19 protein-coding genes are annotated in these 17532 nt (G+C 64.8%); 13 read left to right on the forward strand and 6 right to left on the reverse strand.

Annotation, left to right across the window (positions count from 1 at the left end; genetic code table 11):
- Window positions 1–59: 59 nt before the first annotated feature.
- Together BMX04_RS15340 and BMX04_RS15345 are read left to right on the forward strand one after the other, a co-directional pair.
- Entirely contained in the window at window positions 60–569 is a 510-nt protein-coding gene (locus BMX04_RS15340; protein ID WP_074787781.1) for a DUF721 domain-containing protein, read from the forward strand.
- Between the two features lie 27 nt (window positions 570–596).
- Window positions 597–1199 carry a DsbA family protein gene (locus tag BMX04_RS15345; RefSeq protein ID WP_074787782.1) on the forward strand — a complete coding sequence of 201 codons (603 nt, stop codon included), beginning with the start codon at window positions 597–599 and terminating at the stop codon, window positions 1197–1199.
- 9 nt (window positions 1200–1208) lie between these two features.
- On the opposite strand, the gene lpxK is transcribed toward BMX04_RS15345, so the two are convergent.
- Both lpxK and BMX04_RS15355 read right to left on the reverse strand, forming a co-directional pair.
- Window positions 1209–2219 carry a tetraacyldisaccharide 4'-kinase gene (gene lpxK, locus BMX04_RS15350; protein ID WP_074787783.1) on the reverse strand — a complete coding sequence of 337 codons (1011 nt, stop codon included), beginning with the start codon at window positions 2217–2219 and terminating at the stop codon, window positions 1209–1211.
- Window positions 2216–3436: a 3-deoxy-D-manno-octulosonic acid transferase gene (locus BMX04_RS15355; protein ID WP_074787784.1), complete on the reverse strand. Its 1221-nt coding sequence runs from the start codon at window positions 3434–3436 to the stop codon at window positions 2216–2218. Before BMX04_RS15355 ends, lpxK begins: the two co-directional genes overlap by 4 nt.
- Window positions 3437–3587: 151 nt before the next feature.
- Here BMX04_RS15355 and BMX04_RS15360 point away from each other — a divergent pair, with 151 nt between their 5' ends.
- A complete protein-coding gene (locus BMX04_RS15360) occupies window positions 3588–4325 on the forward strand; it encodes a glutamine amidotransferase (RefSeq protein WP_074787785.1) in 738 nt (245 codons plus the stop codon).
- On the opposite strand, the gene BMX04_RS15365 is transcribed toward BMX04_RS15360, so the two are convergent.
- Together BMX04_RS15365 and BMX04_RS15370 are read right to left on the reverse strand one after the other, a co-directional pair.
- Window positions 4309–4911, reverse strand: a complete 603-nt coding sequence (locus tag BMX04_RS15365; protein ID WP_074787786.1) for a methyltransferase domain-containing protein — start codon at window positions 4909–4911, stop codon at window positions 4309–4311. The two genes, BMX04_RS15360 and BMX04_RS15365, sit on opposite strands and share 17 nt — an antisense overlap.
- Window positions 4908–5564, reverse strand: coding sequence for a class I SAM-dependent methyltransferase (locus BMX04_RS15370; RefSeq protein ID WP_074787787.1), 657 nt, complete (start codon window positions 5562–5564; stop codon window positions 4908–4910). Before BMX04_RS15370 ends, BMX04_RS15365 begins: the two co-directional genes overlap by 4 nt.
- 127 nt (window positions 5565–5691) lie before the next feature.
- Here BMX04_RS15370 and BMX04_RS15375 point away from each other — a divergent pair, with 127 nt between their 5' ends.
- Window positions 5692–6726 carry a succinylglutamate desuccinylase/aspartoacylase family protein gene (locus BMX04_RS15375; RefSeq protein WP_074787788.1) on the forward strand — a complete coding sequence of 345 codons (1035 nt, stop codon included), beginning with the start codon at window positions 5692–5694 and terminating at the stop codon, window positions 6724–6726.
- A 13-nt stretch (window positions 6727–6739) separates the two neighbouring features.
- Here BMX04_RS15375 and BMX04_RS15380 read toward each other — a convergent pair whose 3' ends face one another.
- Complete coding sequence (locus BMX04_RS15380) at window positions 6740–7555, reverse strand: LOG family protein (protein ID WP_074787789.1); 816 nt, start codon at window positions 7553–7555, stop codon at window positions 6740–6742.
- Window positions 7556–7992: 437 nt separating this feature from the next.
- Here BMX04_RS15380 and BMX04_RS15385 point away from each other — a divergent pair, with 437 nt between their 5' ends.
- The 6 genes from BMX04_RS15385 (at window position 7993) to BMX04_RS15410 (ending at window position 12921) form a co-directional block, all read left to right on the forward strand.
- On the forward strand, window positions 7993–8907 hold the full coding sequence (locus BMX04_RS15385; protein ID WP_074787790.1) for a threonine/serine dehydratase: 915 nt from the start codon (window positions 7993–7995) through the stop codon (window positions 8905–8907).
- 48 nt (window positions 8908–8955) lie between these two features.
- Window positions 8956–9432, forward strand: a complete 477-nt coding sequence (gene smpB, locus BMX04_RS15390) for an SsrA-binding protein SmpB (RefSeq protein WP_050663977.1) — start codon at window positions 8956–8958, stop codon at window positions 9430–9432.
- A 43-nt stretch (window positions 9433–9475) separates the two neighbouring features.
- Window positions 9476–9757 (forward strand): hypothetical protein, encoded by a 282-nt coding sequence (locus BMX04_RS15395; RefSeq protein ID WP_074787791.1) that lies wholly within the window; start codon window positions 9476–9478, stop codon window positions 9755–9757.
- Between the two features lie 91 nt (window positions 9758–9848).
- Complete coding sequence (gene sseA / locus BMX04_RS15400) at window positions 9849–10706, forward strand: 3-mercaptopyruvate sulfurtransferase (RefSeq protein ID WP_074787792.1); 858 nt, start codon at window positions 9849–9851, stop codon at window positions 10704–10706.
- Window positions 10706–11890 carry an amino acid aminotransferase gene (locus BMX04_RS15405; protein ID WP_074787793.1) on the forward strand — a complete coding sequence of 395 codons (1185 nt, stop codon included), beginning with the start codon at window positions 10706–10708 and terminating at the stop codon, window positions 11888–11890. Before sseA ends, BMX04_RS15405 begins: the two co-directional genes overlap by 1 nt.
- Before the next feature lie 23 nt (window positions 11891–11913).
- A complete protein-coding gene (locus BMX04_RS15410; protein WP_074787794.1) occupies window positions 11914–12921 on the forward strand; it encodes a hypothetical protein in 1008 nt (335 codons plus the stop codon).
- A gap of 13 nt (window positions 12922–12934) precedes the next feature.
- Here the strand turns inward: BMX04_RS15410 and BMX04_RS15415 are convergent, their stop codons facing one another.
- A complete protein-coding gene (locus BMX04_RS15415) occupies window positions 12935–13414 on the reverse strand; it encodes a fasciclin domain-containing protein (RefSeq protein ID WP_074787795.1) in 480 nt (159 codons plus the stop codon).
- 384 nt (window positions 13415–13798) lie between these two features.
- On the opposite strand from BMX04_RS15415, the gene BMX04_RS15420 reads away from it, so the two are divergent.
- The 3 genes from BMX04_RS15420 to msrQ all read left to right on the forward strand — a co-directional run bounded on the left by BMX04_RS15420 (window position 13799) and on the right by msrQ (window position 16876).
- The gene (locus BMX04_RS15420) at window positions 13799–15292 is read left to right on the forward strand and encodes an FMN-binding glutamate synthase family protein (protein ID WP_074787800.1); all 1494 of its coding nucleotides are present in this window, start codon (window positions 13799–13801) and stop codon (window positions 15290–15292) included.
- Window positions 15293–15368: 76 nt separating this feature from the next.
- Complete coding sequence (gene msrP, locus BMX04_RS15425) at window positions 15369–16274, forward strand: protein-methionine-sulfoxide reductase catalytic subunit MsrP (RefSeq protein WP_074787796.1); 906 nt, start codon at window positions 15369–15371, stop codon at window positions 16272–16274.
- Entirely contained in the window at window positions 16274–16876 is a 603-nt protein-coding gene (gene msrQ / locus BMX04_RS15430; protein ID WP_074787797.1) for a protein-methionine-sulfoxide reductase heme-binding subunit MsrQ, read from the forward strand. The genes msrP and msrQ overlap by 1 nt, the downstream gene beginning before the upstream one ends.
- Window positions 16877–17532: the final 656 nt, after the last annotated feature.

Raw genomic sequence — 17532 nt, forward strand, 5'->3', positions numbered from 1 at the left:
CAGGTCTGGCATCCGGGCCCACATGGCATAGATTAGCGCCAATGAGGAGGGTGCCAAGCATGGCCAGCCGAAAGCAGACGACATACGGGTTCAAGCGCACCTCGGCGCTGCTCCAGCCCAGCATTCGCCGTGCCTCGGAAATGCGCGGGTTCGCGCAGTCGCGCCTGCTGACCCATTGGGCCGAGATCGCGGGCGAGGAGATCGCCGCCATCGCCCGGCCGGTCGAGGTCTCTTATGCCCGGCAGGGGATGGGCGCGACGCTGACCGTGCTGACCACCGGCGCGCAGGCGCCGATGCTGGAAATGCAGAAGGAACAGCTGCGCGAGCGGGTCAACGCCGTCTACGGCTATAACGCCATCTCGCGCATTCGCATCACCCAGACGGCCCCCACCGGCTTTGCCGACGGGCAGGTGGATTTCGATCACCGCCCCAAGGCCAAGACCCCGGTCGCGCCCGCCCCCGAAACCACCCGGGCTGCCACTGAACTGGCCGCGCCGGTGAGTGATGACGGTTTGCGGGCTGCGCTGGAATCGCTGGCGCGCAACGTATTAGCCAGATCGCAACGCTGAACTTTCCGAACAGACAAAGGTGAGACGATGAAACAACTGATCGCAACCGGGGCGTTGGCCCTTGCCATGCTTGCAGGCCCCGTTCAGGCGCAGGACGCCGATACCTCGCAGGTCACCGAAATGACGATGGGCCCGGCGGATGCCAAGGTGAAGATCATCGAATATGCGTCCTTTACCTGCCCGCATTGCGCCAGTTTCCACAATGGTCCGCTCAAGGAGCTGAAGGCTGACTATATCGAGACCGACAAGGTGCATTTCATCTATCGCGATGTGTATTTCGACCGGTTCGGTCTGTGGGCCTCGATAGTGGCGCGCTGCGGCGGGGAAGAGAAGTTCTTTGGCATCTCCGACATGCTCTATGAGCAGCAGCGCGAATGGACCAACGGCCAGCCCGCCGAGATCGCCGAGAACCTGCGCCGCATCGGCAAGGTCGCGGGGATCGAGCCGGATGCGCTCGACGCCTGCCTGAATGACGAGGCCAAGGCCAAGGCGCTGGTCGCGTGGTATCAGGAGAACGCCGAGGCGCATGAGGTGAACTCCACGCCAACGCTGATCATCAACGAGCAGAAATATTCCAACATGGCCTATGACGAGCTGAAGGGTATCATCGACGAGAAACTCGCCGAGTAAGGCTGCCTGTCACAGCCCGACGCGGCGGAGTGCCGCGTCGAGCGGGGCGCCGTCCATGATCCGCAATCGCACCGGAAGGCTCAGGACCTGACGTCGAAACTCGGGCGGCAGGCGCACCGCGTCCTTTTCGGTGGTGACCAGTTGTGCGCCGCGCAGCTGTGCCTCGCGCGTCAGGCGGGTCATCAGCGCGGTGGTCAGAGGCTGATGATCCTCAAGCGCCTCGCCGCGCACCAGATCGGCCCCGAGGCCTTGCAGCGTGGCGAAGAATTTCTCGGGATGGCCGATCCCGGCGAAGGCCAGCAGCCGTGCGCCGCGCCAGTCCATGCCGGTCTGCAATGGCTCCATACGTGCACGTATGTTTGGCGGTTGGATCAGGTCGCCCCATGCCGCGTCGAAGGTTTCCTGCGCGGCCTGCGGCCCGATGGACAGCAGAAGGTCGGCGCGCTTAAGGCCCGATGGAACAGGCTCTCGCAACGGCCCCGCAGGCATGCAGCGCCCGTTGCCGAAGCCTTTGACCGCATCCACCACGACCAGAGAGAGGTCCTTGGAAAGTTGCGGGTTCTGGTGACCGTCATCCATCACGATGCAGTCGATCTGTGCGCCGCTGGCCTGCGCCTGCTCCATGATCGCGCGCGCCCCCGTTGCGCGGTCGCGGGCGATCCATGTCGGGGCGAAGGCGGCGGCGAGCAGCGGCTCATCGCCAACATCCGCTGCCGTATGGTAGCCCGGGTCCACCGCCACCGGCCCGCGCAACCGCCCGCCATGACCGCGCGACAGGATCACCGGCGTGTGCCCGCGGTCCTGTAACAGCGTGACCAGCGCCTGCACGGTCGGGGTCTTGCCGGTGCCGCCTGCATTCAGGTTACCAACGCAGATCACCGGCACCGGCGCGCGCCAGTTGGGCGTGCGGCCCGCGCGGCGCGTGGCGATCCGGCCATAGGCCCAGCCCAGTGGGGCCAGCAGGCGCGCGCGCGGATCGGGGCGGTCGGGTGGGGTGAACCAGAAACCGGGTGCCCTCATCGTGCGGCGTCCTGACGGTCGAGGCGATCAAGAAGCATGTCCACGATCTGGTCGGTCACCGCAGCCCCCTTGGAGGCCACGTCCCATGCCGCATGCGCCATCGCGGCGGACTGGTCGGGTGGCATCAGCCGCTGCACGGCGCCCGACAGCGTGTCGGTGTCGCGCACGATGCGCGCGGCGCCCGCTTCGGCATAGCGCGAATAGCGGTGCAGGTAGCGGGCCACGTTGGGCCCGTAGAGGATGGCCGAGCCATGCGCCGCAGGCTCGTTCGGGTCGCGGCCGTATTCGCCAGAGACCAGCGAGGAGCCCATGAAGGTGATCGGCGCGAGCCTGTACCACAGCCCCATCTCGCCGCGCGTATCGGCGAGAACGATCTGGGTTGCCTCGCTCGGCATCTCGCCCTCGGACCAAGTGACATAGCGCCAGCCCTCGCTATCCAGACGCCCCCGTATGTTGAGGCTGTCGGCGGGGTCGTCGGGCACGATCACCAGGAGGCAGCGATGCGCCACGCGGCTTGCCTCGCGGTGGGCGGGCAGTATCGTGTCAAGCTCATCCACCTGCACCATCGCCGCCAGCCAGACCGGTCGGCCAAGCAGCAGCACGGCCATCTCCTCGCGGTCCGAGGGATTGAAGGGCAGGGTCAGCGCGCCCTCCTGGAATGGGCCGGTCACGCTCACGATCCGCTCGGGTGCGCCGAGGCGGCGCACCTGCCGCGCCGCCGCTTCGCTGCGGGCGAGGATCTCGGTGAAACTGCCCAGCACGGCGCGTGGCAGATCGGGAAACCAGCGCCAGACCGGACGCTCCAGCAGCGTCTCGTCGGCATCTACCAGATAGAGTGGAATGTCCTTGCGCGCGGCGCAGACCATCAGCGCGGGTTTCAGATCGCCCCCGGTCCAGAGGCAGATATCGGGCCGCCAGTGATCGAGAAACGCATCGGCGGCGGGGACGTTGTCCTCGGGCAGGGCCTGCCAGATCACCGTGCCGCCGGCGCGTCTGCGGCGCAGTTCGGGCACCGTGGCGGTCAGTACCATGTGCAGGCCGGGCCGGGTCTGGGTCAGCCGTTTGGCAAGGTGAATGAGCGTGTCGGCGCGGGCCGCATCGACGGCATGCGCCCAGATCACCGCACCGTCAGGCCGGGGCGTTTCGGGGGGCGTGGGGGATGGCCCGGCGCGCCGGGCATAGGCGAGGTAGGCCGCAAGGCTGAGCGAGCGGGTCATGCCGTGTGAGGCCGTGTGCGCGATGTCCCGGGCATGGTGTGGTCCTTTTCGAGATGTGCGCAGCCTATCCCGGGGGGCGTCGGCGTCAAGGTGGCGGCTTGACGGCGCGCGCGTTGCGGGGCAACCAGTTAAAAGCCCGAGGAGATGCCCCGTGACCAAGCCCTTTCTCATCCTTCAGCTGCGCCCCGAAACCGAGGCGGCGGATGACGAATATGCCGCGATCCTGCGCAAGGGCGGGCTGGAGGCGGTGCAGACCCACCGTATCCGGCTGGACCAGCAGGACCTGCCCTACGACCTGCGGCTGGCCGATTACGCCGGGGTGATCGTCGGTGGCGGCCCCGGCTGCGTCAGCGACGCGCCCGAGGACAAGACCCCGCAGGAGGCCCGGATCGAGGCGGCCGTGCTGTCGCTGATGCCGCGCATCACCGGTGAGGATATTCCTTTCCTGGGCTGTTGTTACGGGATCGGCATCCTTGGCAAGCATCTGGGCGGCGATGTCGCCAAGCGCGCCCATGGCGAGCCGGTGGGCACCGCCGATTGCACCGTCACGCCCGAGGCCGGTGACGATCCGCTGCTGGAAGGCATTCCCGGTCGCTTTGCCGCTTTCGTGGGTCACAAGGAGGCGTTGCAGGACCTGCCGGAGGGTTGCGTGCATCTTGTCGCCTCGCCGACCTGCCCCTATCAGATGGTGCGGTATGGCGCGAATGTCTACGCGACGCAGTTTCACCCCGAGGCCGATGCAGCCGGGTTCGAGACGCGCATCCGCATTTACCGGCACAAGGGCTATTTCCCGCCCGAGACCGCCGATGAGCTGATTGCCATGTGCCGCGCGGCGGATGTGCATGCGCCCGAGCGCATCCTGCGTAATTTCATCACCCGCTACGCGTAAAAAGCGCCATTTGGCTTGCGCCGCCGAGGGTAGGGTGGGTGGCGCCGATATCGCGGCGGGTGACCGCGTAGCCGTTGCGGGTGGCCACGCCGTCGGCCCATTGGCCGAAGCGGTCGCGGGTCCACTCGAACTGGTGGCCGGGATGGCGGAAGCGATGGGCGGGCACGCCGAGAACCGGGTTATATTCGGCATTGGGGGTGGTCACGATGACGTGGCGGGGGCGCATGTCGCCGAAGAGCGCCCGCTCCAGCCGGTTGAGATCCGCGAGCGGCAGATGCTCGATGGTTTCCACGAGGCAGGCGCACTCATAGCCGCGCAGGGCGGCATGCCGGGCGGTCATCGAGGCATGGGCGATCTGCACCTTGGCGCGTGCGGCCAAGGGCAGATCGTCCAGTCGCCCCTGCAATATGCGCAGGGCTGACAGGTCGAGGTCGAGCCCGGTGATCTGGGTGATCGCGGCCAGGGGGGCCAGTCGCAGGATCAGATCGCCTGAGCCGCAGCCCAGATCGAGCACCGTGCGCGCGCCTGTTTCCGTGACCGCCGCGACCACCGCCGCCAGCCGTGCGTCGTGCAGCGCGCTGGTCATGGTCCGGGCACCTGCATCAGCGCCACGTCCTTGCGCGGGATCTCGCATGACCAGCCGCGGGAGGCGGCGATATGGGCTAGTGTCGCGGCGCGGTAGAAGACCACATGGGTCGGGTCCATGCGGTAGTGCCAGGTGGCAAAGCGCGTGTCCTCGGTCTGGAAGGTGGTCATCAGCGCGAGCCAACCGCCGGGGTGCAGCATCGCGCCTAGACGGTCGAATTCCTCGGCGGGGGTGTGGAAATGCTCGGCGGTTTCGGTGCAGGTGATGAAATCATAGCGCGTTTTGAGCACGGCCACGTCGGGCGCATAGAACGTATCATAGATCGCCATGTCATGCCCGGCCTCGCGCAGCATATGCGCCAGTGCCGGGCCGGGGCCGCAGCCGTAATCGAGGCCGCGTGCGCCGGGTTTGAGACGTGCCCGGAGCGGGGCGGCGAGCCGGTCGAGAAACGCGCGATATCCGGGATCGTGTACGTCGTTCTGGTGTGTGTCGTATTCCGCGCGCTCGGTCGCGGCATCGGGGTAATGCGCCGGGTTCAGGCCGCGCGCCTGACATTCATCGCAACGCCAGTATGCCAAGCCGTCGAACAGGCCGAAGGGCGCGGGATCAGGCGCGCGACAGACGGGGCAGGCAGGGGGCAGGACATGTGACATGCGGCGCTTTCGCTCGGGTTTCGTCTGCCATAGCCGGGCGCAGGGCCGGGGATCAAGCGGGGCGTGGCATGGACAGCACGGCGCGGATTGCCTAAGCCTGCACCAGCGAGACGGACGAGAGGATGGCATGGCAAAGCGTAAACCCTTCGAGATCGGCAGTGCCACCGTGGCCCCCGGCACCCGCGCCCGCGTCGATATTCCGGTCAGCACGCTGTCCAATCACACGCCGGTGCACCTGTCGGTGGAGGTGGTGCATGGCAAGCGCGCGGGGCCGGTGATGTTCGTCTCGGCGGCGATTCACGGCGACGAGGTGATCGGCGTCGAGATCGTGCGGCGGTTGCTGCGTGCCGCGCCGCTCAATTCCATGGCGGGCACGCTGCTGGCGGTGCCGATCGTCAACACCTTCGGGTTTCTCAACCATTCGCGTTACCTGCCGGACCGGCGTGATCTGAACCGGGTGTTTCCGGGGCTGAGCGAGGGGTCTATGGCGTCGCAACTGGCGCATATCTTCATGCATGAGGTGGTGATGCGCGCCGATGTGGGCATCGACCTGCATTCGGCGGCCATTCATCGCACCAACCTGCCGCAGCTGCGCCTCACGCCCGGCAATGACCGGCTGGAGGAATTGGGGCGCGCGTTCGGCGCGCCGGTGATGATGGAGTCGAAGCTGCGCGACGGATCGCTGAGGATGGCGGCGGAAGAGGCGGGAGTCGATGTGCTGCTCTATGAGGGCGGCGAGGGGTTGCGGTTCGACGAATTTGCCGCGCGGGCGGGCGTGTCGGGCATCCTGCGGGTGATGCGGCATCTCAAGATGATCGGGGCCAAGGGCGTGCCGCGTGCCAAGGGGCAGCCGGTGGGCGCGCGCAGTTCAAGCTGGTATCGCGCGCCGCGCGGCGGGCTGTTTCGCGGCTATCTCGCCGTGGGTGACGCGGTGCAGCCGGGCACGGTGCTGGGGGCGGTCGCCAATGCCTTTGGCGATATCGAGAACGAGGTCGTGGCCGAGGAAAGCGGCATCATCATCGGGCGCACCAACATGCCGGTGGTCTATGAGGGGGATGCGCTGTTTCACGTCGCCGAAACCTCCCGCGCCGAGGCTGCCGCCGAAGGCATCAGCGCCCATATCGACGCCGTGCCGCTCTATGACGAGGACGAGATCATCTGAGGCGCGCGGCGCGTCACGTCTCGGGCCAGTTCTCGATGATCTCCATCGCCTCGTCGGCGGTTTCGACAAAGCGGAAGAGGTCGAGATCCTCGGCGCTGATCGTGCCCGCCTCTGAAAGGGCCTCCCAATTGATGATCGAGCGCCAGAATGCCTCGCCGAAGAGCAGGAAGGGGACCTTGGTCATGCGGTCGGTCTGGATGAGGGTCAGCGCCTCGAAGGTCTCGTCCAGCGTGCCGAACCCGCCGGGGAACACGCAGATGGCGCGGGCGCGCATCAGGAAATGCATCTTGCGGATGGCGAAATAGTGGAAGTTGAAGCACAGGCCGGGGGTAACATACTCATTGGGGGCCTGTTCATGCGGCAGCACGATGTTGAGGCCGATCGAGGCGCCGCCGGCATCCGCCGCGCCGCGATTGCCCGCCTCCATCACGCCCGGCCCGCCGCCGGTGGCGATCACGTAGTCGCGGCCATAGGTGCTCATGGATTTTTCGGTCATCAGGCGCGAGAATTTGCGCGCCTCGTCGTAATAGCGCGAGAGGTCGGCGAGCGTCTTGGTGCGGGCGGTGTCCTTGTGCGTCGGCTCGGGAATGCGTGCGCCGCCGAAGAGGACGACGGTGCTTTGAATGCCGCGCTCGTTCAGGATCATCTCGGGTTTCAGAAGTTCGAGTTGCAGACGCACGGGGCGCAGCTCGTCCCGGCACAGGAAATCGTCATCGGCGAAGGCGAGACGATAGGCGGGGGCGCGGGTCTGGGCGGTGTCGGGCACCTGCTCGGCGGTGGACCGGTCCGAATGGGCATCGCGGAACTGGCTCAGGCGGTCGTCTTTCATCGCATGCGATCCTTGCTTGGGTCTTTTTTATCAGGCGTATAGGCTTTGATCGGGCAAGAAAAGGCGGCTTTCCGCATTTCGCCACCGAGACCTGTGTTGGGGGGCTTGGTGGGGGGCACGGAGATTTACGCAGTTGAGGTGATTGTCCGCTGAGATGAGCCGCGCATCGTCGTGCCGCGGTGTGGCGATCCTACGCTAGTTTGGCAGTGCTTTATGCTAGCCAAGCTCGAAAAACATCCGGGCGCAGAGCAGGTTGCAGCCAAATCGCCGCGCAGGGGGGCGGCACGGCGATGCGCGGCGGCCCGTTGGGCCGCGTTTCGCGCGGGTCTGTCAACTCGAGGTCTGCTATAGGCCGGGGGCCGTTATTCGCTTGAAGTCGCTTTCGACATGTTCGCAGACTCCCGTGGTAAAACAGAGATGGCAAAGAGGTGCGCGCGATGGCATGGCAGGCGTTGATTTCTCAGGCGGGGGTGCGGATTGCGGGGCATGTGCGGCGCACGCCGGTCACGGGGCTTGATCTGGGCGGGCGTGCGGTCGCGCTCAAGCTGGAGCAGATGCAGCATACCGGGAGTTTCAAGGCGCGCGGGGCGTTCAACACGCTGTTGCAGGCCGAGGTGCCGGAGGCGGGGATTGTCGCCGCCTCCGGCGGCAATCACGGCGCGGCGGTGGCCTATGCGGCGGCGGCGCTGGGGCACCGGGCGCGTATCTATGTGCCCGAGATCGCGGGCCCGGCGAAGATCGCGCTTATCCGCGCGCAGGGGGCGGATCTGACGGTGGTGCCCGGCGCCTATGCCGAGGCCGCCGAGCGCGCCGCCGAATGGCAGGCCGCGACGGGGGCGATGCAGGTGCATCCCTATGATGCCGAGGCGACGGTGGCCGGGCAGGGCACGGTGATGGCGGAATGGGAGGAGCAGGGGCTATCGGCCGATACGGTGCTGATTGCGGTGGGTGGTGGCGGGCTGATCGCCGGGGCGCTGGGCTGGCTGGAGGGGCGGCGCAAGGTTGTCGCGGTGGAGCCGGAAACCTCTTGCGCGCTGCACGCCGCGTTGGCGGCCCGTGGGCCGGTCGATGTGGAGGTCTCGGGGGTGGCGGCCAATGCGCTGGGCGCGCGGCGGATCGGGGAGATCTGCCATGGTCTGGCGCAGGCGCAGGGGATCGAGAGTGTCCTGGTGCCCGATGCCGCGATCACCGATGCGCAGGCGCAGTTGTGGCGCGACATGCGGCAATTGGTGGAGCCAGCGGGGGCCACCGCCCTTGCCGCGCTCTTGTGCGGTGCCTATGTCCCCGAGCCGGGCGAGCGGGTCGCGGTGCTGGTCTGCGGTGGCAACATCGCCCCTGATCCGCTGGCCTGACCGATGGGTCCGCTGGACAGTGGATGCGCGCGGCGATAGGAGGACCGGATGGCCAAGGCAAAGGAAAATCCGAACTACAAGGTGATCGCCGAGAACCGGCGGGCACGTTATGATTATGCGATCGAGGACGATCTGGAATGCGGGATCATTCTGGAGGGGTCCGAGGTGAAATCGCTGCGCGTCAACAGTGCCAATATCGCCGAGAGCTATGCGATGGTGGAGAATGGCGAGCTGTGGCTGGTGAATTCCTATATCGCGCCCTACGAGCAGGCCAAGACATTCGGCCATGACGAAAAGAGGCGGCGCAAGTTGCTGGCCTCGAAGAAGGAGTTGTCCAAGCTCTGGAGCGAGACGCAGCGCAAGGGCATGACACTGGTGCCGCTGGTGCTGTATTTCAATCATCGCGGCATTGCCAAGCTGAAGATCGGCATCGCCAAGGGCAAGAAGAACCACGACAAGCGCGCGACCGATGCCAAGCGCGACTGGAACCGGCAGAAGCAGAGATTGCTGAAAGAGGGGCTGTGAGCGGGGCCGCGCCCCGGTCGTCGGGTCATGGAGGGAGCATGGCATGGAATTGATCCTGAGCCTCATTGCGGGGGCCGTGGGCGGCAATCTGGCGGGCGGTCTGCTCAGGCCCATGAGCCTTAGTGTGATCGGCAATTCGCTGGCCGGTGTTCTAGGCGGCGGGAGTGCCGCGCATCTCATGGCGATGGCGGGGGCGGGCGATCTGGCCGGTCTGGCCGGTGGCGGTGATGCGGGCGTTCTGACAGCCACGATTGTCGCGGGGGCCGTGGGTGGAGGCGCTGTGACGCTAGCCCTCGGGATGGTCCGCAGAATGCTGTTCAGGTAAGTGCTGCGCCGGTCCGGGTGCGACGGTGCCCGGTCTTGCCCTCTGCGCCGTCAGACTGTAGTCAGACAGGGTCTGAACCCGGGGGGCGCATATGGCCACTGATGATCCGAAAACCCTTGTTTCCACCGATTGGCTGGCGGCCCATATGAAGGACCCCGACCTGCGCATTCTTGACGGCACCATGTTCATGGCCGCCGAGGGGCGTGACGGGCGCGCCGAATACGAGGCCGGGCATATCCCCGGCGCACGGTTCTTCGATATCGACGATATCAGCGATGCGCGCTCGGAGCTGCCGCATATGGCCCCGCCGGTCGAGAAATTTATGTCGAAGCTGCGCGCCATGGGTGTGGGCGACGGGCATCAGGTGGTGGTCTATGACGCCAAGGGGCTGTTTTCCGCCGCGCGTGTCTGGTGGCTGTTCCGGCTGATGGGGCAGGAGAATATCGCCGTTCTGGATGGCGGGTTTCCGAAATGGCAGGCCGAGGGGCGCGCCATCGAGGATATGCCGCCGGTGATCCGCGACCGGCACATGACGGTGCGGCGTCAGAACCACATGGTGAAGGACGTCACGCAGGTCTCGGCCGCCGCTAAGCTGGGCGATTATGAAATCCTCGATGCCCGCGCTGCCGCGCGTTATCGCGGCGAGGCGCTGGAACCGCGCGAGGGGCTGCGCAGCGGGCATATTCCGGGATCGAAGAACGTACCCTATACCTCGCTTCTGAACGAGGACATGACGATGAAGGACCCCGATGAGCTGCGCGCAACCCTCGCCGCGGTTGGGGTCGATATGGCCAAGCCGGTCATCACCTCCTGCGGCTCTGGCGTGACCGCGGCGGTGATCAATCTGGCGCTGGAGCGGGTCGGCAAGACCGATCATGCGCTCTATGACGGGTCATGGACCGAATGGGGCGCGTTTCCGACGCTGCCCGTCGCCACTGGAGAGGCATGATGTTCGAGCAACTCAAGGAAAAACCCGCTGACAAGATTTTGGCGCTGGGCCAAGCCTATCGCGAGGACCCGCGCGAGACCAAGATCGATCTTGGCGTCGGTGTCTACAAGACGCCCGAAGGCGTGACCCCGATCATGCGCGCGGTGAAGACCGCCGAAAAGCAGCTGTGGGAGATCGAGAGCACGAAAGCCTACACCGCGCTGGCCGGGGACCCGGCGTTCACGGATGCGATGGTGGGGCTGGTTCTGGGCGATGCGGTGGCGCGTGATCAGGTTTCGACCATCGCCACGCCCGGCGGCACCGGGGCGGTGCGGCAAGCGTTCGAACTGGTCCGGATGGTGACCCCGCAGGCACGGGTGTTCGTGTCGGACCCGACTTGGCCCAATCACCTGAGCATTCTTGCGCATCTGGGGATGGAGGTGGTGAATTATCGGTATTTCGACAGCGCCACCTGCGCCGTCGATTTCGCCGGGATGCTGACCGATCTGGAAGGTGTGCGCGCGGGCGATGTGGTGCTGCTGCATGGCTGCTGTCACAACCCGACCGGCGCCAACCTCAACATGACCGAATGGGCGGCGGTGGTGGAACTCTTGAACGCCAAGGGCGCGCTGCCGATGATCGACATCGCCTATCAGGGCTTTGGCGACGGGCTGGAGGACGACGCGGCGGCGGTGCGGTTCGTGGCGGCGAACTGCCCGGAGATGCTGATCGCGGCAAGCTGTTCCAAGAATTTCGGCATCTACCGCGAGCGCACCGGTATCCTGATGGCGGTGGCGCAGGATGCGACGCTTGGCAAGATCACGCAGGGCAATCTCGCCTATCTCAACCGGCAGAACTATTCCTTTCCGCCCGATCACGGTGCGCGCCTTGTCAGCATGGTTCTGACCGATGCCGATCTGCGCGCCGACTGGCAGGCGGAACTGGAGGATGTGCGGCTTGGCATGCTGAAATTGCGCGAGCAATTGGCGGGCGAGTTGCAGCGGCTGTCGTGCTCTGACCGCTTCGGGTTCATCGCGCAGCATCGCGGCATGTTCTCGCGGCTGGGGGCGACGCCCGAGCAGGTGGAGCGGCTGCGCGAGGATCATGCGATTTACATGATCGGTGATAGTCGGATCAACATCGCCGGTCTGAATTCCGAGACCGTGCCGATTCTCGCCCGGGCGATGATCGACGCGGGCGTCTAGGGCAGAGCGGGGCGGGCAGGCATGTGACGCAAGAGGTCGTCTTCATCTGTCGCAGGCGGCTGTGGCGCGCCGGCTCCAAGATCATGCGCTGCGATCAGCTGGCGGATATCGGGCGGCGGTATCTGGGCGATCGGTACACATTTGCAGTGCGGGCGCTGCCCAATCTGGAGACCGAGGCCGGGGCGCATGCCTTTGCCGAGAGCCTGTCGGGACGGATCGTGATCCTGCTCAAGGGCACGGGGGCGATTCTCGGCGAGGCAGGGATGGAGATGCTGCGCGGCCGGACGCGGGGCGTCGGGATCGATTATGTGGATGCGCGCGCCCGAGATTGCTTTTCGCCCTTTGCCGATCTGCATATCGCGGCCTCGCGCAAGGGTGAGGCGATCTTGAACCGGGTTCTGGCGCGCCGGGGGGCGGGGGATGGGCGCGCGGGTGTCGCGCATCTGACGCATCATTATGATCCGCGCCTTGTCGGGCGGCAGATGGAGGACCCGGGTGGCCTGCGGGCCGTCTATCTGGGCCATCCGCATAACGTCTACATTCCCGATCTCATCACGGCGCATGTCACGCGGATCGACGCGGGCGGTGAGGGCGGGATCGAGGCTGGGTTCGACCGGCTGTGCGGGTTCAACCTGCATTACGCGATCCGCCCGCCGGACCATCTTCAGACGCTGGCGCGCGACCTTGCGAAACCGTTTACCAAGGGGTTCACCGCCGCCGCCTTCGGGGCGAATGTGATGGTCACGCGCGACACTGATGATGCGGAGTTTTACCTGGGCCGGGATTATCCGTTTCTGGTCGAGGATCATGCGCCCGCCACGATTGCCGAGGCGTTTGCGCGGGCGCAGGGCATTTACGATACTGCCGACTGGCATGTGGCGCGGGACCGGATGCGCCACCTGCGTGACCTGTCCGCGCCCGCGCAGGTGGCGCGCGAGTTGGATGTGATCCTGTCGCGGCTGATGGTGCGCGATGCGGTGGGATTGCCGAAAACAAAAGGGGCGGCCCCTGTGAGCCGCCCCCCGGTTTGAGTGCGCTGCGCGCTTAATTGGGCATGATCACCCCGTCGATGACGTGAATGACACCGTTGCTGGCCTCGATATCGGCCTGCACCACGTTGGCGCCGTCGACGGTGACACCGCCCTCGGTGCCGATGGTGACCTCGCCGCCCTCAACGGTGGCGGCGGTCATGCCGTCGCTGAGGTCGCCCGACATGACCTTGCCCGGCACCACGTGGTAGGTGAGGATCGAGGTCAGTTTGTCCTTGTTCTCGGGCTTGAGCAGGTCTTCGACCGTGCCTTCGGGCAGCGCCGCGAAGGCCTCGTTTGTTGGAGCGAAGACAGTGAACGGGCCTTCGCCCTTGAGCGTCTCGACAAGGTCTGCGGCCTGCACGGCGGCGACGAGGGTGGAGAAACTGTCATTGCCTGCGGCGATATCGACGATGTCCTTGGAATGGTCATCGGCGAAGGCGGGGCCTGCCATCAGGGTGGCTGCGGTCAAGGCAAGATAGGTTCTGCGAAACATGTGTGTCGTCTCCCTTTTGAGCATCAGTTTCATATGATGCCTGCGTGGCATCATGGCAGGACTTACGCGCCAAACGTGCGACTGGTTCACAGGGGATTTCCGCCGATGCGATTTGACGAATTCGGGTGGCTCGCTAAGCTTCGTCGCCTTGTAACATCCAATCACGTTTTTGTGATATTGCGGAAAATCGCCTGCGTTTCAGGGGCGTTTCAAACGGGCTGTCCTGTGATTGTGCCGCGCCCGGGCAAATGGCCCGGATGGCGTGATAACGCCCTGTCACAGGCCTGTGCCGGGTGATTTCACGGCTTGCCTGCCCCCTGTGAAAGGCGCAGTTTGCAAGGCGTGACCGCGCGCGCGGGAGATTGGATCATTGGAGATTTCAAAATGGGGTATGTGACGCAGATCCTTGAGGTTCTGGCGCTGTTGTTCGTGTTGCTTCTGGGGACGGTCGTTCTGGTCGCGGTGCTTTTCTACATCCTCGACAAGACGCAGCCCGGCGACGCGATCCGGCGCAATTATCCGGTGATCGGGCGGTTTCGCGGGCTGTTCACCAAGCTGGGCGAATTTTTCCGGCAGTATTTCTTTGCGATGGACCGCGAGGAGATGCCGTTCAACCGCGCGCAGCGGGATTGGGTGAGCCATGCCACCAAGGGCAAGGGCAACACGATCGCGTTCGGCTCGACCCGCAATCTCGGGGTGCCGGGCACGCCGATCTTTGTACCCGCCGCCTTTCCGCCGCTTGATGATCAGTTCGCGGTGACAGCGCCGATGGAGATCGGGCCGACGGCGGCGATTCCCTACAAGGCCAAGTCGATCTTCAACGTCTCGGGCATGAGCTATGGCGCGATTTCGCGCCCGGCGGTCGAGGCGCTGAGCCGGGGCGCGGCGAAGGCGGGCATCTGGCTCAATACCGGCGAGGGCGGGGTGAGCCCGTTCCACTTCAAAGGGGGCTGTGATCTGGTCTATCAGATCGGCACGGCGAAATACGGCGTGCGCGATGCGCTGGGCAAGCTAAGCGATGAGCGCCTGCGCGAGGTGTCGGACAATCCCTGTATCAAGATGTTCGAATTGAAGCTGGCGCAGGGGGCCAAGCCCGGCAAGGGCGGCATCCTGCCCGGTGAGAAGGTCAATTCCGAGATCGCCGATATCCGCGGCATCGAGATCGGCAAGGACAGCATTTCGCCCAACCGCCATGCCGAGATCAACGACTTCGGCGAGCTCTTGGACATGATCGTGCATATCCGCGAGGTGACGGGGCGGCCCGTCGGCTTCAAGACCGTGGTCGGATCGTCGGAGGCGTGGGAGGCGATGTTCGAGTTGATCGTCGCGCGCGGCACCGATTGCGCGCCTGATTTCATCACCATTGATGGCGGCGAGGGCGGCACCGGGGCCGCGCCCATGCCGCTGATGGATCTGGTCGGCATGCCCATTCGCGAGGCCTTGCCGCGCATGGTGGACCTGCGTGACCGTTACGGCCTCAAGGAGCGCATCCGGATGATCGCGAGCGGCAAGCTGATCAACCCGGGCGACGTGGCTTGGGCGCTCTGTGCCGGGGCGGATTTCGTGACCTCGGCGCGCGGCTTCATGTTCTCGCTGGGCTGTATTCAGGCGCTGAAGTGCAATCGCAATACCTGTCCCACCGGGATCACCACCCATGACAAGCATCTGCAGCGCGGGCTGGTTGTCGAGGATAAATACGTGAAGGTCGCCAGTTACGCGCAATCGGTGATCAAGGAGGTCGAGATGATCGCCCATTCCGTGGGCGTGGCCGAACCGCGCCAGATGCGGCGGCGGCATGTGCGTCTGGTGCAGGCCGATGGCACCTCGATTCCGTTCAACAAGATCCGGCCAAGTTACAACCCGGACGCGGCATTGTGATCGGGTGATCTGAAACCCTTGGCTGGCATGACGCGTGTCTCTCTCTATATGAGAGGTAACCGATCAGGAGGATGACATGGCCAACCGCTGGACAAATACGCTGCGCGAGCGTGACGTGACCCCCGAGGGCGTCTATCTCAATCGACGGCAGATGATTGCGGGGGCAGCGGGCCTTGGCCTCATTGGTGGGGCCGGGGGCGCGCAGGCGCAGGAGGATGCGCTGGAGGCGAATAGCTGGGAGGATATCACCAGCTACAACAATTACTACGAGTTCGGCACCGACAAGGGCGACCCGGCCCGCTATGCCGACGCGCTGACCATCGAGCAGTGGAGCGTGCGCATCGACGGGATGGTGGACAAGCCCGGCGATTATGCCTTTGACGAGATCATGGCGAAGATGACGGTCGAGGAACGGCTCTACCGGTTCCGCTGTGTCGAGGCGTGGTCGATGGTGGTGCCGTGGAACGGGTTTGAACTGGCGGATCTGCTTGAGTTGGCCGGGGTGCAATCAGGTGCCAAATACGTGGCTTTCGAGACCGTGCTGCGCCCCGATGAGATGCCCGGTGTGCGCTATCCCGTTCTGGACTGGCCCTATGTCGAGGGGCTGCGGCTGGATGAGGCGATGCACCCGCTGACGATCATGGCCACCGGCATCTATGGCCGCGACATCCCCAATCAGAACGGCGCGCCGCTGCGTCTGATCGTGCCGTGGAAATACGGGTTCAAGTCGATCAAGTCGGTGGTGCGGATCACCCTGACCGACGCGGAGCCGCCGACCAGCTGGAACAAGGCCAATCCGCGCGAATACGGGTTCTATTCCAACGTGAACCCCGAGGTCGATCACCCGCGCTGGTCGCAGGCCACCGAGCGGCGCATCGGCGGCGGGCTGTTCTCGCCGCGCATTCCGACGCTGATGTTCAACGGCTATGGCGACGAGGTGGCGGGGCTCTATGAGGGCATGGACCTGACCCAGAAATTCTGATGCTGGTGGACCGGATCAATGCCGTGGCACGGCGCGTGCCGGTCTGGTCGGTGTGGCTGATCCTGTTGGTGCCCGCGGTCTGGACGTTCTGGCTCGGCCTGACAGGGGGCCTTGGGGCGGAACCGATCAAGGCGCTGGAGCGGGAATTGGGCGAGGTCGCGCTGCAACTGGTGATTCTGGGCCTCTGCATCACGCCGCTGCGGCGGTTTCTCGGGGTCAACCTGATCCGGTTTCGCCGGGCGATCGGGTTGCTGACGTTCACCTATGTGGGGCTGCATCTGCTGGTCTGGCTGGTGCTCGACGTGCAAATCCTGGCGCAGATCTGGGCCGATATCGTCAAGCGGCCCTATGTGACGGTGGGGTTCACCGCCTTCCTGTTGATGATTCCCCTCGCTCTGACCTCGAATGACTGGTCTCTGCGCCGCCTCGGGCCGCGCTGGCGAAGGTTGCACAAGCTGACCTACGGGGTGGCGGTGCTGGGTGCTGTGCATTTCATCTGGCTGAGCAAGGGGTTTCAGATCGAGCCATTGATTTACCTGTCGGCGATTCTGGGGCTGCTGGCGCTGCGGTGGCGCGTAAGGCGGCGGGTGCAGCGCGCGTGAGTCGGCCCGTAGAGCCCGAAATCCTGCCGGGTCTTCGGGGCAAATCACGCTCTGTTGGGGGTAACTCTGTGGATAACCCCATATGTAGAAATAGCGCGAAATTGACATCGAAATAAAGTTGCGCGCGCCACTCTGAAATCGACGTTAATTTTCCTTAACCTCTTAAATTCACGACAAAATCCGCTTCTTTGAAAAAAACATGACAAAAGGAGAAAAAGGGGGTTGCGGGTTTGGTGAGCTAACCGTAAAAGCCCTTTCACCGGCGGCGCTGAGGTGTTGTTGGGACGCGGAACGGGACGGGGCTGATGCTCTGGATTGTGAGGCGGTAGAAAATATCTGAGGTATGATTGGCGGGTTGCGCTAGGTAGTTTGGCGCTTCCGGTTGGTTTTGCTTCGACGCTCTTTGAAAAATTGGTATCTGAAGAGATATGTGGGCGGTTTGGTTCAGTCGATGGATCAACGTCTGTATATCAACGCTACTAGGACTTCGGTCCGATGATGTAGTGTCAGCTTCACTGTCTTGTATGGACTTCGTTTCTTTGGAAACGATGTACATCAGACAGATGACTTTCAATGCGGTCGTTTCCTTAGCCGGGTCGACCATATTGCGGAGCGCTTGTGGGTGGATTTATTCGCACTCAAGTAGCGAAGCGGTA

It is taken from the genome of Roseovarius tolerans, from assembly GCF_900109855.1.
Taxonomy (GTDB): domain Bacteria; phylum Pseudomonadota; class Alphaproteobacteria; order Rhodobacterales; family Rhodobacteraceae; genus Roseovarius; species Roseovarius tolerans.

Coding starts and splice junctions, on each gene's coding strand:
- BMX04_RS15420 (WP_074787800.1), top strand. CDS start 13,799: ATGGGGTATGTGACGCAGATCCTTGAGGTTCTGGCGCTGTTGTTCGTG.
- BMX04_RS15370 (WP_074787787.1), bottom strand. CDS start 5,564: ATGTCACATGTCCTGCCCCCTGCCTGCCCCGTCTGTCGCGCGCCTGAT.
- BMX04_RS15375 (WP_074787788.1), top strand. CDS start 5,692: ATGGCAAAGCGTAAACCCTTCGAGATCGGCAGTGCCACCGTGGCCCCC.
- BMX04_RS15385 (WP_074787790.1), top strand. CDS start 7,993: ATGGCATGGCAGGCGTTGATTTCTCAGGCGGGGGTGCGGATTGCGGGG.
- BMX04_RS15380 (WP_074787789.1), bottom strand. CDS start 7,555: ATGAAAGACGACCGCCTGAGCCAGTTCCGCGATGCCCATTCGGACCGG.
- BMX04_RS15415 (WP_074787795.1), bottom strand. CDS start 13,414: ATGTTTCGCAGAACCTATCTTGCCTTGACCGCAGCCACCCTGATGGCA.
- msrQ (WP_074787797.1), top strand. CDS start 16,274: ATGCTGGTGGACCGGATCAATGCCGTGGCACGGCGCGTGCCGGTCTGG.
- msrP (WP_074787796.1), top strand. CDS start 15,369: ATGGCCAACCGCTGGACAAATACGCTGCGCGAGCGTGACGTGACCCCC.
- BMX04_RS15345 (WP_074787782.1), top strand. CDS start 597: ATGAAACAACTGATCGCAACCGGGGCGTTGGCCCTTGCCATGCTTGCA.
- BMX04_RS15355 (WP_074787784.1), bottom strand. CDS start 3,436: ATGACCCGCTCGCTCAGCCTTGCGGCCTACCTCGCCTATGCCCGGCGC.
- BMX04_RS15340 (WP_074787781.1), top strand. CDS start 60: ATGGCCAGCCGAAAGCAGACGACATACGGGTTCAAGCGCACCTCGGCG.
- BMX04_RS15395 (WP_074787791.1), top strand. CDS start 9,476: ATGGAATTGATCCTGAGCCTCATTGCGGGGGCCGTGGGCGGCAATCTG.
- BMX04_RS15365 (WP_074787786.1), bottom strand. CDS start 4,911: ATGACCAGCGCGCTGCACGACGCACGGCTGGCGGCGGTGGTCGCGGCG.
- sseA (WP_074787792.1), top strand. CDS start 9,849: ATGGCCACTGATGATCCGAAAACCCTTGTTTCCACCGATTGGCTGGCG.
- smpB (WP_050663977.1), top strand. CDS start 8,956: ATGGCCAAGGCAAAGGAAAATCCGAACTACAAGGTGATCGCCGAGAAC.
- BMX04_RS15405 (WP_074787793.1), top strand. CDS start 10,706: ATGTTCGAGCAACTCAAGGAAAAACCCGCTGACAAGATTTTGGCGCTG.
- lpxK (WP_074787783.1), bottom strand. CDS start 2,219: ATGAGGGCACCCGGTTTCTGGTTCACCCCACCCGACCGCCCCGATCCG.